Source organism: Streptomyces aculeolatus, assembly GCF_020400605.1.
GTDB classification, from domain to species: Bacteria; Actinomycetota; Actinomycetes; order Streptomycetales; family Streptomycetaceae; genus Streptomyces; species Streptomyces aculeolatus.
Genome location: NZ_JAINRD010000006.1, coordinates 73395 through 88203 on the forward strand (window position 1 = coordinate 73395; position 14809 = coordinate 88203).

General features: G+C 74.3%; 10 protein-coding genes and 2 pseudogenes. 5 read left to right on the plus strand and 7 right to left on the minus strand.

Features of this window, described 5'->3' with window-relative positions:
- Positions 1-15 precede the first annotated feature (15 nt).
- Positions 16-324, plus strand: a complete 309-nt coding sequence (locus LG396_RS13040) for a hypothetical protein (protein WP_225794902.1) — start codon at positions 16-18, stop codon at positions 322-324.
- A 53-nt stretch (positions 325-377) separates the two neighbouring features.
- Here the strand turns inward: LG396_RS13040 and LG396_RS13045 are convergent.
- Positions 378-925: pseudogene (locus LG396_RS13045) on the minus strand (site-specific integrase); the annotation flags it as partial.
- A 42-nt stretch (positions 926-967) separates the two neighbouring features.
- On the opposite strand from LG396_RS13045, the pseudogene LG396_RS13050 reads away from it, so the two are divergent.
- Positions 968-1135 (plus strand): annotated as a pseudogene (locus LG396_RS13050) (transposase); the annotation flags it as partial.
- A 145-nt stretch (positions 1136-1280) separates the two neighbouring features.
- Here the strand turns inward: LG396_RS13050 and LG396_RS13055 are convergent.
- The 6 genes from LG396_RS13055 to LG396_RS13085 form a co-directional block, all read right to left on the minus strand.
- A complete protein-coding gene (locus tag LG396_RS13055) occupies positions 1281-2489 on the minus strand; it encodes an NAD(P)/FAD-dependent oxidoreductase (RefSeq protein WP_225794903.1) in 1209 nt (402 codons plus the stop codon).
- The gene (locus LG396_RS39680) at positions 2486-3871 is read right to left on the minus strand and encodes an FAD-dependent oxidoreductase (protein ID WP_308190099.1); all 1386 of its coding nucleotides are present in this window, start codon (positions 3869-3871) and stop codon (positions 2486-2488) included. Before LG396_RS39680 ends, LG396_RS13055 begins: the two co-directional genes overlap by 4 nt.
- A 146-nt stretch (positions 3872-4017) precedes the next feature.
- Positions 4018-6141 (minus strand): molybdopterin oxidoreductase family protein, encoded by a 2124-nt coding sequence (locus tag LG396_RS13065; RefSeq protein WP_225794905.1) that lies wholly within the window; start codon positions 6139-6141, stop codon positions 4018-4020.
- A gap of 229 nt (positions 6142-6370) precedes the next feature.
- Complete coding sequence (locus tag LG396_RS39255) at positions 6371-8674, minus strand: protein kinase domain-containing protein (RefSeq protein WP_308190100.1); 2304 nt, start codon at positions 8672-8674, stop codon at positions 6371-6373.
- Position 8675: 1 nt separating this feature from the next.
- Positions 8676-11105 (minus strand): protein kinase domain-containing protein, encoded by a 2430-nt coding sequence (locus LG396_RS13080; protein ID WP_225794906.1) that lies wholly within the window; start codon positions 11103-11105, stop codon positions 8676-8678.
- Between the two features lie 150 nt (positions 11106-11255).
- The gene (locus LG396_RS13085; protein ID WP_225794907.1) at positions 11256-11738 is read right to left on the minus strand and encodes a hypothetical protein; all 483 of its coding nucleotides are present in this window, start codon (positions 11736-11738) and stop codon (positions 11256-11258) included.
- A 197-nt stretch (positions 11739-11935) separates the two neighbouring features.
- Here LG396_RS13085 and LG396_RS13090 point away from each other — a divergent pair, with 197 nt between their 5' ends.
- The 3 genes from LG396_RS13090 (at position 11936) to LG396_RS13100 (ending at position 14735) form a co-directional block, all read left to right on the plus strand.
- Complete coding sequence (locus LG396_RS13090) at positions 11936-12772, plus strand: IclR family transcriptional regulator (RefSeq protein WP_037740682.1); 837 nt, start codon at positions 11936-11938, stop codon at positions 12770-12772.
- A gap of 170 nt (positions 12773-12942) precedes the next feature.
- Positions 12943-13686, plus strand: coding sequence for a maleate cis-trans isomerase family protein (locus LG396_RS13095; protein WP_018839369.1), 744 nt, complete (start codon positions 12943-12945; stop codon positions 13684-13686).
- 65 nt (positions 13687-13751) lie between these two features.
- Positions 13752-14735: a membrane dipeptidase gene (locus tag LG396_RS13100; protein ID WP_037740684.1), complete on the plus strand. Its 984-nt coding sequence runs from the start codon at positions 13752-13754 to the stop codon at positions 14733-14735.
- The last annotated feature ends 74 nt before the right edge of the window (positions 14736-14809 follow it).

Genomic DNA, 14809 nt, shown 5'->3' on the forward strand with positions numbered 1-14809 from the left:
TCTGGGAGCCCTAACATGCAGATTCAGGCGGTGAACAGGCTTCTCATGTCAAAATCGGAGGTCGGTGCCCGCAGGGCGTCTAGTTCCGCAGAGAGCGAGTCTTGGATCTGGGTCATCCCACTCCGATCCGGAGAATTCAGAGTCCGGGCATTTGAAGTTCTTCGCGATCTGTTGGTCGACGACAACGACATCTGTGATGGGAATATTTCCATCGTTCATGACGAGATCGTCTCGTCGATTGACGATGTTGACGAGTCGGTCATCCGGGCGGGTGTTGATCCCGAAGAGCTGGATGTGCCGTGGAAATGCGACTTTCCGCTTTAGCTGACTCGTGAGATTCTGCAGCCCTGTGGTGAGGTCCTGATGCGAGGTTTTCATCAGGGCCTCACCACAGGGCTTCTGTGGTGCTTGACGGCAACGCTGACGGCAATGTCAGCGGACGACGGCTGCGGCGGGTCGGTCGTCGGGCGGGCCGGGGGCGTTGTGCCTGGTCCCATGAGCAGGGTGGCAGTCGAGTGCCGTAGGTCGTGGAAGCGGATCGGGCGGAGCCCCGCGCTCTGGAGGAGGCGTCGGAAGCGGCGGGTGAGGTCGGTGGGGTCGAGCGGCCTGCCCTGCGGGGTGGTGAAGACGAGGCAGTTGTCCGTCCAGTTCGTTCCTGCCGCCTGGCGCTCTTCCTGCTGCCATTCATGGTGAATCTCAAGGAGTTGATGCATGCGGTGGGGAAAGCGAGGCGCCGTTCGGAGGCGATGGTCTAGGTATTCAGGACCGTCAAGCCGCCGCTGCGGGTGCGCTGGAGGGAGCGGTGGAGGGTGGCGGTGCCGCCGTCGAGGTCGAGGTCTTCCCAGTGGAGGCCGAGGAGCTCGCCCTTGCGGAGTCCGGTGCGCAAGGCGAGTTCGTACAGCGCATGAAGCCGGTCGCCGCTGGCCCGGTGGCCCGGGTGGGGACAACGCCGCCGGCGGTGCCCCCGTTCGCGGTGGTCCCGCGTCGCGGGGTGGTGGAGCGAACGTTCGCCTGGCTGGGACGGTGCCGCCGCCTGTCCAAGGATTACGAATACCCAAGTCTCTGTTCAGAGAACGCCATCTACCTCGCCCTGGCCATGCTCCTGGTGCGTCGCCTCGCAAGTCCAGCCCGCTGAACAGGCATTTCAGACGCCCTCCAGCGTGATTGCGACCTTTCAGAGGTGCGACTTGGGCGCGTCACGCCCTTCCGGCAGACTTGATCAAGGGGCAGATCGAGTGGCTGCGTGAGGCGCAGGACGCCGGGCGGGGGTGAGGTTCCGGTCAGGTGAGGAGTTGTTCTGCGGGGGACGGGAGTTCCCGGCCTATCAGGGCGTGGAGGCGGGGGTAGGCCGTTGGGTGGCCCAGGAGGATGGCTGCCCGGAGGGTGTTCGCTTCCGGGTCCAGGATGAGTTTGGCGTAGCGGGGAGCCGGGGCGGGGTGGGCGTAGGTGAGTTCTATCGTGCCGTCCCCCGCGGCGTGGGGGTCGCCCATGCTGGCCACCTCTACGCCCGGGAGTTTCAGCACCGTTGAGGGTTCCGCCGGGGACAGCGGGGGCGGCGGGGTGGGGTTGCCGGTGAGGTGGCCTGCCACTGTGGCTGCCATGTGGTGGCCCGGGGCCACCGTGCCCGTGCGGCGGCCGTGGATTGCCGCGCAGTCGCCGATGGCCCAGATGGCCGGGTCCGGGGTGCGGCAGTCTTCGTCCACGAGGTAGCCGCCCCGGTCGGCCCGGGGGAGGTCCGCGGTCGCCGCCAGGTCGTCGCGGGGGCGGGTGCCCGCGGTGAAGACCACCAGGTCTGCTCTGAGGCGGGTTTCGTCCGCCAGGGTCACTCCCGTGGCCGCCCCGTCCGGTCCCGCGTCGACGGACCGGAGCGGCAGCCCCGCGTGGAGGTGGATTCCCCTTCTCCCCAGGCCCGTTGCCAGCAGTTCCGCCGCCGCCGGGTCCAGTTGCGCCGGCATCAGGTGGCGGGCCGCCTCCACCACGTGCGGGCGTACGCCCAGGTGGCGGCGGAGCGCCTCCGCCGTCTCCAGGCCCAGGAGGCCCCCGCCCACGATGACCGCCCGTTTCCCGGGTGCGGTCTCCGCCGCCCTGCGGATCGCGTTGACGTCGTCCAGCGTCCGGTAGACGTAACAGCCCCGCAGCTCCGCCCCCGGCAGCGGCGGTCGCGCGGGCGCGGCTCCCGTCGCCAGCACCAGGGCGTCGTACGGCAGGCGTTCGCCCTCCGCCGTCACCACCTCGTGTGCCCGTCTGTCGATCGCCGCCGCTCTCGTGCGCGTACGGACCTGGATTCCCCGGTCGTCCTGGCCCCTCAGCTTCAGGTCCGCTTCCCGTACGCCCCGCAACCTGTCCGTCAGCGCTATGCGGTTGTACGCCTCGTGCCGCTCCTCGCCCAGCACCGTGATCCGCCAGCGGTTCCCCCGGTCCCGCGAGCGCACCTCCTCCACCAGGCGGTGCGCCGTCATTCCGTAGCCGATGACCAACAGGCGGTTCATGCTTCGACCTCTGCGAACTCGCGGCACAGGACCTTGAGGTCGTCCGCGCACGAGCCGCAACCCGTCGTCGCCCTCGTCGCCTCCGCCAGCGCTTCCCGCGTCCGGGCGCCCTCCTCCCACGCCGCCGCCAGCGCCCCCTTCGTCACGTTGTTGCACCGGCACACCACCGCCTCCGGCGGCAGTTCCGGCAGCGGGCCCCCGCGCGGGGCGGGGCGGCCCAGGAGGAGGGCCAGGCGGCTTTCCGGGAGGGGGGTGTCCGTGGCATAGAGCTGGGTCAGGGTGGCGAGGGCCTGGGGGAGGCCCGTGAGGACTCCCGCCCTCAGGCGGCCGGTGGCATCCAGCGACAGCCGGGCGTAGCGGCCGCGGGCCGGGTCCCGGTACGTGACGATCTCGTCCCCCGCATCCCCCTTCCCCTCGCCCAGCACCCCCAGCGTCAGGCCCGGTACCCGCAGTCGGAACACCGGGCGGCGGGCCGCCGTCCCGTGGGGTGCCGACGCGCCCGTCAGCGATCTCGCCACCGTCTCCGCCTGCTCCCAGCCGTCGTACAGCGAACCCCCCGGCTCCGCGCAGTCGCCCACCGCGCGTACGGCCGGGTCGTTCGTCCTGCCCTCCGCGTCGACCAGCACCCCGGTCCGTACCGCCAGGCCAGCCGCCTCCGCCAGCCGGGTGCGGGGGCGGACGCCGGTGCAGCACAGGAGGGTGTCCCAGGGCAGCAGCCACTCGTCGTCCAGCGCGATCTTGCCGGGCCGCACCTCCGCCGCGATCCGGCCCAGCTCCAACCCGACGCCCAGCCCCGCCAGATGCCGCGTCAGCACCTCGCCGGCCCCGGCGTCGAGGCGGTCGTCCAGCGGGTACGGGCCCGGGTGCACCAGCGTGACCCGCCGGCCCGCGCGGCGCAGCGCCGCCGCGGCCTCCACGCCCAGGGGGCCGCCGCCGAGTACGACGATCTCCTCGCCGCGCACGCGCGCGCAGTCCGTACGCGAACGCAGGCCGGTCACGCCGTCGATCAGCCAGCCGGAGGCGTGGCGCAGCCCGGGGACGGGCGGGAGGTGCGGGCGGGCGCCGGTGGCCAGCACGAGGGTGTCGTACGGGAGCCGGTCGTGCTCGGTCGTACGCACCTCCTGCCGCCGGCGGTCGACACCGGCCGCCGAGACGCCGTGGCGGACGGTCACGCCGGGCAGGTCGTTCAAGTCGTTCAAGTCGTTCAGATCGGGCAGGTTCAGGTCGGCGGGGGTGAGGCTGCCGTCGAGGAGGGCGGGGAGGAGGACGCGGTGGTAGGCGGGGCCGGGTTCGGCGTCGAGGAGGGTGACGGGTCCCTCGTGGCCGTGGTGGCACAGCCGTTCGGCGACACGGTGACCGACCGGGCCGCCGCCGACGATCACGATCCGGGCCCCCCTTCCCGTCGACGCGCCGCGCCCCGTCCCTGCCCCCGTCGTCGCGCCGCCTGCGGTCCCCGTCGTCGCGCCGCCCTCCGGCCGCTTCGTCGCGCCGTGTCCCGCGGCCCTCGCCGCGCCCTTCCTCCTGGCCCTCACCCCGCCGCGCTCCGTACCGCCGGTTCCGGCACCGCCGTCTCCAGCACCTCCACCGGCTCCACCCGCACCGCGCTCACCTTGAACTCCGGCATCCTGCTGCGCGGGTCCAGCGCCGTCCCCGTCAGCAGGTTCGCCCGCCCGTGCCCCGGGAAGTGGAACGGCAGGAACACCGTGTCCGTCCGCAGCGTCGCCACCAGCCGCACCCGCGCCAGCACCGCCCCCCGCGCCGAGCGCACCCGCGCCAGCTCGCCCTCCGCGAGGCCCGCCCGCGCCGCCGTGTCGGGGTGCAGCTCCACCGTCGCCTCCGGCGCGGCCCGTACCAGCTCCGGCACCCGGCGGGTCTGCGCGCCGGACTGGTAGTGCTGGAGCTGCCGGCCCGTCGTGGCCCACAGCGGGAAGCGGTCGTCGCGCGCGTCGGCCGGCTCGCGGTGGTCGACGTCCTGGAAGCGCGCCCTGCCGTCCTCGTGGGCGAAGCGGTCGAGGAACAGCCGCGGGGTGCCGGGGTGGGGCGCGGCGCCGTCGGGGGCCTCGGGGCAGGGCCAGTGGAGCGCCTCGCCGGCGTCCAGGCGCGCGTAGCTGATGCCGCTGTAGTCGGCCGGGCCGCCGCGGGAGGCGCGGCGGAGTTCGTCGAAGACGCGGCGCGGGTCGGCCGGGAAGCGGTCGGGCGGTTCGCCGAGGCGGACGGCGAGTTCGCGGAGTACGGCCAGGTCGTCGCGTACGCCTTCCGGCGGCGACAGGGCGCGGTGGCGGCGCAGGACGCGGCCCTCCAGGTTGGTGAGCGTGCCCTCCTCCTCGGCCCACTGGGTGACCGGCAGCACGACGTCGGCCATCGTCGCGGTCTCCGACGGTACGAAGTCCGCGACGACCAGCAGGTCCAGCTCCGCCAGCCGGCGCTGGACCCGCGCGGCGTCCGGCGCGGAGACCACCGGGTTCGAGCCGAAGACCAGCAGCGCCCGCGGCCCGCCGGCCGTGCCCAGGGCGTCCAGCAGCTCCGCCGCGCTCAGCCCCGGACCCGGCAGGCTCTCCGGGGCCACGCCCCACACCTCCGCGACGTGCGCGCGCGCCGCCGGGTCCGTGAGGTGCCGGTAGCCGGGCAACTGGTCGGCCTTCTGGCCGTGTTCGCGGCCGCCCTGCCCGTTGCCCTGCCCGGTCAGGCAGCCGTACCCGGAGCCGGGCCGCCCCGGCAGCCCCAGCGCCAGCGCGACGTTGACGAACGCCGCCACCGTGTCCGTCCCCTTGCTGTGCTGTTCGGCGCCGCGCCCGGTCAGGACGTACGCGCGCCGCGCCCCGCTCAGCAGCCGTACCGCCTCCCGCTGCGCGTCGGCCGGCACCCCGGTCACCAGCTCGACGCGCTCCGGCCACCAGCCGGCGGCATGACGCCACGCGGCGTCGAATCCGGCGGTACGGGCCCTGACGTACTCCTCGTCGACCAGCCCCTCGGTGACGGCGATGTGCAGCAGGCCGAGCGCGAGCGCGAGGTCGGTGCCGGGGGCGGGCGCCAGGTGGAGCGCGGCGCGCTCCGCGGTGGCGGTGCGGCGCGGGTCGACGACGACGAGGGCGCCGGCCTTGTTGAGGTGGCGCATCAACGGGGGCATGGTCTCGGCGGGGTTGGCGCCGGCGAGGAGCACGGTGTCGGCCTCGCCGAGGTCGGTGACGGGGAACGGCAGCCCGCGGTCCAGGCCGAAGGCCGCGATGCCGGCCGCCGCGGCGGAGGACATGCAGAACCGGCCGTTGTAGTCGATCATCCGGGTGCCGAGCGCCACGCGGGCGAACTTCCCGAGCAGGTACGCCTTCTCGTTGGTCAGCCCGCCGCCGCCGAAGACGGCGACGGCGTCGGGGCCGTGCGCGGCGCGTATCTCCGCCAGCCGGGCGGCGACCGCGTCCAGGGCGGTGTCCCAGCCGGCGGGGGCGAGGAGGCCGTCGCGGCCGCGTACGAGAGGGGTACGCAGCCGGTCGGGGGCCCGGAGGACGGCGGGGGCGGTCCAGCCCTTCTGGCACAGGCCGCCCCGGTTGACGGGGAAGCCGGCGTCGGGCTCGACGCGCAGCGGCTCCTCGGGGCCGGCGCCGGGGTGGAGGCGGGTGCCGCACTGGAGCGCGCAGTACGGGCAGTGCGTGGCCACCGCGGCCCCCGGGGCCGCCGCGGCCCCGTCGGCCGCCCCGGGACCGGAAGGCGGGTGCGGGGTCGGCGAGTTCGGTGCGCGCGAGGAGCCACTGCCCATCCGGATACCCCACTTCAGGCGTCACCGCTTCGGAGCCGTACGGGCATCATCGCCCGCGGGCGGCGTCCAGGGGATTGGCAGATTGCTGTCAGTTGCCATATTCCGACTGTGAGGTCGGACATTCCAGGCGTCAGGTCGGGAGGTAGCCGGAGAGCGCGGTGCCGTCGTCGTAGACCACGAAGACGGCTCCGCCGGAGACCAGGACGGCGACCGGCAGGGCCACGTCCTCGGGCTCGCTCCCCTTGAACTCCACCGCGAAGCTCCGCCTGGTGACGGCCCCGTCCGGGTCGCCCGCGGGCGTCGCGTAGACGGTGGCGCCCTGGTACGCCAGCAGCCGGCCGCCCGCCTGCAGCACGGCCTCGGGGGGCGAGTCGGTGATCCCCTCCCTGTCCCACACCCGCTCGCCGGAGGCGAGGTCGTAGCGCGCGAGCCTGCCGTCTTCCTGGTTCAGCAGGAGGGTCCCGTCGTCGTCGAGGACGGGCGGTGTGCGCACGGGCACGTCCGGGGCGATCGTCCGGAGCTTCTCCAGCGTGTCGGCCGTCCGTACCGTCGCGCCCGTCTCACCGGTGAGGTCGGGCGGCTCCCAGCAGACCACCCAGGTGTCCCGGACGGCGAAGTCGCGGCAGCGGGTACGCCCCGTGCGCTCGCCCGAGCGGAGGCCGACGGCGCTGACGTCCGCGGCGTACCCGGCCGACGGGTCGCTCGGGGCCAGCGCGTGGGTGAGGTAGGCGCGGCCGTCGACGGCGGAGACGGTGAAGACCATCTCGTCCTCGAACGACCACAGTTCCTTCCGGTCGCCGGCGGTCCGCAACGCGGTGACCGTCGACATGCCCTCCGGTGCCAGTTGCGACATGACCAGCACACCGTCGAGGACCGCGAGCCCCTGCACCTGCTCGCCCGACCCGGGTTCGTCCCACAGCGGTTCGCCCGACCGGAGCTCCACGGCGGTGACGCCGTCGTGGTGGGGCAGGTAGGCAACGCCGCCTTCGATCACCGGCGGCGGGTACATCGCGGTGTCCTCGTTCTCGCGCGAGCCCGGCGCGGTCCACATCCCCGTGCCGTCGGACGCGTCGAGACCGACGGCGCCGCCCTCGGCGGTGGTGCAGACCAGGACGCGGCCGCCCAGGGCGCAGCCGTTGACGCGGGGCAGGGAGGCGTTCCAGGGGCTCCAGCCCGGCGGGCGGCGCTCCGGCCGCAGGGCGTCGTCGCCGAAGTCTCCCGTGCGGACGGCCGCGCCGCCGTCGGTGACGACGGGCGGCCCGTCCTTCTCGGCGCCGCCGGCGCCGGAGCCCCCGCCGCCGCTCCCGCCCGCGCCGCCGGCACCGGCCCCGCCGCCGCCCGCGGAGCCCCCGCCCTCGCCCCCCGCCGGCAGGGTCGCCAGCAGCACCACCGTGACCACCGCGGCCACGGCGGCCACCGCCGCGAGAGCCCACCGGGCGCTCGCCCCGGGCGGCCTGGCCGTACGGGCGGGCCTCCCGGGCACCGCGGCCGGCCGGTGCGGCGGCGGCGCGGGCGTCGCCGCGGCGATGCCGGCCGCCGTCCGCTCGTACCCGGTGATCAGCTGCCCGACCCGGGGCGGCCACGGGAAGCCGCTGTCCGGCGCCGCGACGGGGGAGTCCGCGCCGAGCACCGCGGCCAGGGTGCCGACGTCGATGCGCTCGTCCGGGTCCCGGCGCAGGCACGCGGCGATGGTCTCGCGCAGCGGTTCCGGCACCCCGCTGAGGTCCGCCTCCGCGCGGGCGATACGGAAGATGACGGCCGCGGCCTCCTCGTCCTCGAACGGGCCGTGCCCGGTCGCCGCGAAGCACAGCACGGAGCCGAGGCTGAACACGTCGCTCGCGGGTCCGATCACCTGCGCGCCGGTGACCTGCTCGGGGGACATGAAGCCGGGGGTGCCGACGACCATCCCGGTGGCGGTGAGCGCTGTCGCGTCGAAGGCCCGGGCGATCCCGAAGTCGATGACCCGCGGACCGCCGGCGGCGAGCAGCACGTTGCCTGGCTTGAGATCCCGGTGGAGCACCCGCGCGGCATGGATGCTCCCCAGCGCCGCGGCCAGTTCTGCGCCCAGCATCCGCACCGCGCCGTACGGCAGCGGCCCGCAGGTCCGCACCGCGTCCGCCAGCGCGGGCCCCGGCACGTACTCCGTGGCCAGCCAGGGGCGCGCCGCCCGCACCTCGGCGTCGAGCACGGCCGCCGTACGGGGGTCCGTGACGGCCCGCGCCGCCTCGACCTCGCGCCGGAACCGGATCCGGAACTCCTCGTCGGCGCCGGCGTCCCGACGGATCGTCTTGACCGCGGCCAGCTCCGGCTCCCGCGCTCCCGCGGCGCGGCGGCGCGCCAGGTACACCTCTCCCATGCCGCCGGCGCCGAGTCGCGCCAGCAGCTGGAAGGGGCCGATGTACCCGCCCCGGCCGGGCGGCAGCGGTTCGAGCACGTCAACTCCCCGCGCGCCGGGGCGCGTCCGGCAGCGGCACCGAGACGATCGTCCCCCGGTCGTAGACGATGTGGACCACGCCGCCCAGCGGCAGCACCCAGGGGTGGCGGGGGATGTCCGACACGGCGAGGCCGTCGCTGATGCTCCACTCCGGCCTGGGCCGGCCGCCCGGGGCGCCGTCGATCCTCACGCGGAGCGGTTCCGCACCGGGGTCGTCGAGCGGCAGCACGTACAGCTCGGAGGCGTCGGCGAAGACGATGCGGTCGTCGGCGATCAGCGGGGGCGGCACCAGGGGATACGGCCCGAGTGACTCCTCGCCGAACGGGAACCGCCGCTGGACCCGGGCGGTTTCGCGGTCCATGACGAGGATGTCGCCGCCGAAGAAGTCGGACGCGATCACCGACGATTCACCGACCGAGCCGATCAGCGTGTTCGTGTCGATGCCGGGCGCCCGGACCGTCGCCTCGGGCCGCAGGGTGCGTGCGTCGTGCCGGACGAGCGTCCACGTCCAGTCGTCCCCGCCCTCCTTCAGGGCCGTCGCGCAGTACGCGCCGTCGCCCTGCACCCGCACCTGGTCGCAGCCGTCGTCGTACGGCGGGGACTCGGCCAGGGTGTCGCCGGATTCCGGGTCGTAGGCGATCAGTCCCAGGTCGGTACGGGCGTAGAGGCGGCCGTGCGCGTACGTCGTCGCCGCGAACGTCTTGACGCGGCGCCCCGCCATGGGGAGGTCCTCGTTGGTGAGGTTGCGGCGCCACAGCTCCCGGCCGCTGTCGAGGTCGTAGGCGACGACCTTCTCGCTCGCGGTGGCGAACACCTTGCCGTCCGCCACCACGGGGCGGCCGAAGTTGTCCCCCTTGTAGCCGCCGACCGCGTCCTTGTGCCGCTTCTGCCAGCGGAGGCGCCCCGTCGCGGCGTCCCGCACCTGGAGGCGGCCGAAGGTGCCGAAGGCGGCGACGCCGTCGCGGACCGTGGGGAACCCGCCGTCTCCCGGCATGAAGAGGTTGCCCGCGGCCCCGGCGTACGTCGCCTCCCTGAAGCTGCCCTTGCTGCCGGGCTCGGCGCCGGTGCGCCACAGGGGGTGCCCGTCCGCCGCGCTCACCCCCTCGTACGAACCGTCGACCAGCTGGCAGACGATGGCGGCCGTGTCGGCGGCGCAGCCCATCGGCGGCTGGGAGAGCTTGCCCCGCCACTGCCGCCACCCCTCGGGGCGCTGGCTGCGGTCCTGCGGGATCACGCCGGAGCCGTCCACGCCGCCCAGTGCGTCGACGCCGTCGACCAGGGCCCTTGTCCCGTCGCCGCCGTCTCCGTCCTCCTCCCCGGCGCCCGGACCGGCGGAGCCGCCGCCGGAGCCGTCCGGCGAGAACGGGTCCAGCACGACGACCCCGCCGGCGAACAGCGCGGCCACCGCCAGCCCCGCGGCGCCGACCAGGACCGCGCGCCGCCAACGCGGCGGCCGGGTCCGCCGGGGTGCCCCCACCGGAGGCGCGGACGGCTGCGTCGGCAGGTGGTGCAGCGAGCCGCCGGGGACCCGGCGCAGCCGGTCGGCGGCCTCCTCGTACTCGGCGATCCGGGCCCGTACGGGCGGAGGCCACGCCACCGTGCCGGGGGCAGCGTCGAGGCCGGCGGCGAGGCCGGTCGCGAGGTCGTCCGGCGTGGGGCGCTGCCCGGGGTCCTTGTCCAGGCAGCGCGCCAATAACTCCCGCAACCCCGCGGGCACCCGCTCCAGATCGGGCTCCTCCGCGGCGATGCGGTAGAGCACCGCCGCCGGCTGGCCCTCCCCGAACGGGCCGTGCCCGGTCGCGGCGAAGCACAGCACGGCGCCGAGGGAGAACACGTCCGAGGCCGCGACGACCGATCTGCTGCCCGCGACGTGCTCCGGGGACATGAAGCCCGGGGTGCCGACGAGCGAGCCCGTCGACGTCAGCGTGGTCACGCCCCCGGCGCGGGCGATACCGAAGTCGATCACCCGCACGCCGGCGGCGGAGAGCAGTACGTTGGCCGGCTTGAGGTCGCGGTGCAGCACCTGCGCCGCGTGGATCGCCCGCAGCGCCGCGGCGAGCCCAGCGCCCAGGGCCCTGACGGTCCGCTCGGGCAGCGGGCCGGTGCGCCGCACCGCCTCGCCGAGGCCGGGGCCGGGTACGTACTCGGTGGCCAGCCAGGGGGGTTCGCCGTCCGCGGCACCGCCGAGCAGCTCGGCAACGTGCGCGCCGCCGACCCTTCCCGCCAGCTCGATCTCGCGGTGGAACCGGCGCCGGAAGGCCGCGTCGTCAGCCAGCTCGGGGCGTACGGTCTTGACGGCCGCCAGCCGGTCCCGGCCGCCGGCGGACTCCCGGCCCACGTAGACCTCGCCCATGCCGCCGGCGCCGAGACGCGCCAGCAGTTCGTACGGGCCGATGTGGCGTGGCGCGTTCGCGTCCAGCGGCTGCAGCAAGCCCCACTCCTCCGCACGGACCGGACCGACGCACCAAGTCTGGCACGCGGCCGACCCGTTGCCACCTCACGTGCCTCGCCACCGTCCACGTCCTCGACACCCGCCAGTACCGCAGCGGCCAGACCACCACCCTCGGACAGGCCGGCGACGCTACGAGCTGAAGCTTGCGCGGAGGTCGTTGAGGACGGTGCCGGAGAAGGGGTCGGTGGCCGGGTCGTCGGGGGTGAGGAGGGTGACCACGAAGAACCCGGTCAGCATGAGGCCGATGGACTCGACCGACTCGGCGACCGGCTCCGGGACGCCGGAGACGCCGGTGACCGCGCGGGCCGTCAGGGGACCGCCGTGGCGCGAGTAGAAGAGGGCGAACGGCCCCTCGCGGGTGCCGTCCAGCGCGTACCCCTCGTCCTCCCAGTGCTGCTCCATCGCGGCGTCGCGGGCGAAGCCGAGGATGTGCGACCCGGACGCGCCCGGCTCCTCCGGCAGTTGCCAGCTTGCCGGCGCGGCGTCGTCCAGAGGCGTCCCGTTCAGGGAGAGGCGCGGCCAGCGGCGCGTCCGGCGTACGAGGAACCGCCGCGCGGCCTCGGGGAAGCCGAGGTCCGCGAGGAAGTCGGTGGGGTATCCGGTCAGGTCCACGGTTGCTCCTGTTGCGATGCCGGCTCAGGGTTCCAGCATCCTGCTCCCGGAGCGGCCGGGCCGTGTCGGCGGGGCGCCGCGCGCGTGCGGAGCACCCCGCTCCCGGGGGCGGGCGTGGGTGTGAAGTGACTGCTCATGGGGCCTTGTGTGATACTTCCTGGCGGTGCGGAGAGGCTGCGAGGAGAGGACCGGGCTCGATGGCGACCGGAGAGGCGTCGGAGCCGGCGGGCCCGGCCGGGCGGGGCGGCGCGGAGGCCGCCGCCGGTGCGGGGCGGGGCGCGCAGGGGCCCGGGACCGTGCAGATCGTGGACCACGCGCTCATGGTGCTCAAGGCCATCGCGGAGGCCGACCGGCCGCGCGGTGTGCGTGAGCTGAGCCGCGACCTGGAGATCAGCAAGAGTTCCACGCAGCGCATCCTCGCCTCCCTGGAGAAGGTGGGCCTGGCCGTCGCCGACGAGGCCACCCGCAAGTACGTCGTGGGGCCCGCCGCGCTCACCCTCGCCTGGAAGCACGCGGACAACAGCGACCTGGTCAGCGCCGCCACCGGCACGACCGCCCGGATCGCCGCCGTGACCGGCGAGACCGCCTGCATCTCCACGATCGTCGACGGCCGCCGCGTGACCGTGCACGAGGCCGAGAGCTCGCAGCCGCTGCGGCTGATCACCGGCGTGGGCCGGCCCTACTCGCTGTTCTCCGGCGCCACCGGCCGGGTCCTCATGTCCCTGCTGCCCGCGGACGAGCTGGGCCGGCTGGTGGCGGAGCATGTCGCCGGCGGTCCGGACGAGACGGCCGGGGACCGGATTCTGGGACAGGTCGCCGAGGTCCGCGCGAACGGTTACGCGCTGAGCCGCAGCGAGTGGATCGCCGGCGGCTGCGGCGTGGCCGTACCCATCGGCACGCAGGGCAGCCTCGTCGCCGCCCTCAGCATCTACGGGCCGGAAGCCCGGCTCACCGACGAGCGCATGGCGGAGCTGGTGCCGGCGCTGCAGAAGGCGGCGGCCGAGATCGCCCTCCGCTGGCGGCAGCCCGCCTGAGCCTGCGACTCACCAGCGATTTCCGGCCGGTCCGGCGCCCCGTAGGCGTCTGACCGGCTTTTTCGTGCCCGCATCCTTCTCTTCACACCCCATTGACCTGCCCAAAAGCGGAAGGTACGGTGTCCCAATCAGTCTTGGTACAGTGTCCCAGAACTTGAGGTGAGCCTCTGATGTTGCTCGGCTGGCGTGCACGAATCGGGCAGATACGCCCCGCGACGGCGATCGAAGGAGCGGAGGAGTGGCGTGAAGTAGCGCCTACGGGCGTCGCGTTCGCCGACGCCCGGACCATCGTCCCGCGCGTCGACGCCGCCGGGCTGCGGGAGATGATGAGCCAGGTGGTCGAGGCGTCGCGGCAGCTGGCCACCGCGAAGGTGGACCTGATCGTGCAGTGCGGCGCCCCCGGCACCTTCATCCCGGGCCCGGGCACCGACGAGAAGGTCACCGGCGAGATGACCGCCGCCACCGGCGTACCGGCGATCACGATGCAGCAGGCCACCAACGACGCGCTCCGCGCCCTCGGCGCGACGAAGGTCGCCGTCGGCACCATCTACACCGACGAGGTCAACGAGTCCCTGCGCACCTACCTCACCGCCCTCGGCTTCGAGGTGGTGGCGATGGAGGGCCTTCAGCTCACCGACCCGTACGAGGCCAGCGTGCACGACGCCGACAGCGCGTACCGGCTCGGGCGCCGGCTGCACAAGGCGGCGCCCGACGCGGACGCGCTCCTCATCTCCTGCGGCACGTTCCGGACCTTCGAGGTGCTGCCGTACCTCGAACTCGACACCCAGACCCCGGTCGTGACGAGCAACCAGGCATCCCTGTGGCGGGCCCTGCGCCACCTCGGCCTGCGGGACGAGCTGCCGGCCCTCGGCAGGCTCGGCGGCATCCCGGACCTCTCCGGCCTCCCCGGCTGAGCCCACCGCCCGGGCCCGCCGGCCCGACGAACCACACCCCACCGCACCGCAGAGGAAACAGGACCGTGCTCGTAGACGCACTGCAGTTCAACAAGCCCGCCCGCGAACGCTTCGAGGAGTGGCGCGCCGCCGGGCTCACCGCCGTGCACGTCACCGTGGCCATCTGGGAGGACTCCACCGAGACCATGCGCGAGGTGGGCCGCTGGCAGCGCCACCTCGCCGAGCACGCCGACCTGCTGTGCGAGGGCCGCACCGCCGACGACATCCGCGCCGCGGAGCGCGACGGCCGCACCGCGGTGGTGCTCGGCTTCCAGAACAGCAGCCCGTTCGAGGACGACCTCGACCTCGTCGGCGCGTTCCACCAGGCCGGCGTGCGGATCGCCCAGCTCACGTACAACACCCAGAACTCCGCCGGGGCCGGCTGCTGGGAGGCCGACAACGCCGGGCTCTCGCGCACGTACGGCGTGAACCTCATCCGGGAGATGAACCGCGTCGGGATGCTCGTCGACATCTCGCACTGCAACGAGCGGACCTCCCTGGAGGCGATCGAGACCTCCGAGCGGCCCGTCATGATCACGCACGCCAACCCGCGCGCGTTCGTCGGCGAGGACGTCGAACTCGCCTTCCGCAACAAGTCCGACACCGTGCTGAAGAAGTCGGCGGAGCAGGGCGGCGTGGTGGGGCTGAGCATGTACCCGCGGCTCGCGCCGAACGGGCAGGCGTGCACCGTCGCCGACTTCTGCGACATGGTCGCGTACGCCGCCGAGCTGATCGGCGTCGAGCACGTCGGCCTCGCCTCCGACTACTACGCCGGCCAGGGCGACGAGGAACTGCACTGGTGGCGCCAGGGGCGCTGGAGCCGCAAGCCGATGGTGCCGATCTCCGGCCAGGTCGACTTCCCCGAGTGGTTCGCCGCGGGCAGCGGCTACGCCGACGTGCTCGCCGAGCTGCGCCGCCGCGGGTTCGGCGAGCAGGAGATCGAGCTGATCTCGGGCGGCAACTGGGTCCGGGTCTTCGACGAGGGCTTCCGTCCCGGCCCGCAGGGCTGACCGGCCGGGACGTACCGGACGCAGGCAGCAGGCAGCAGGAACACAGGCAGCAGGAAAGGTCGACGGAGGGGACG

What these genes read in the sequence shown, in the direction of transcription:
- LG396_RS13055 (WP_225794903.1), bottom strand. Translation starts at nt 2,489, where the DNA reads ATGAACCGCCTGTTGGTCATCGGCTACGGAATGACGGCGCACCGCCTG.
- LG396_RS13090 (WP_037740682.1), top strand. Translation starts at nt 11,936, where the DNA reads ATGGCGACCGGAGAGGCGTCGGAGCCGGCGGGCCCGGCCGGGCGGGGC.
- LG396_RS13040 (WP_225794902.1), top strand. Translation starts at nt 16, where the DNA reads ATGCAGATTCAGGCGGTGAACAGGCTTCTCATGTCAAAATCGGAGGTC.
- LG396_RS13095 (WP_018839369.1), top strand. Translation starts at nt 12,943, where the DNA reads ATGTTGCTCGGCTGGCGTGCACGAATCGGGCAGATACGCCCCGCGACG.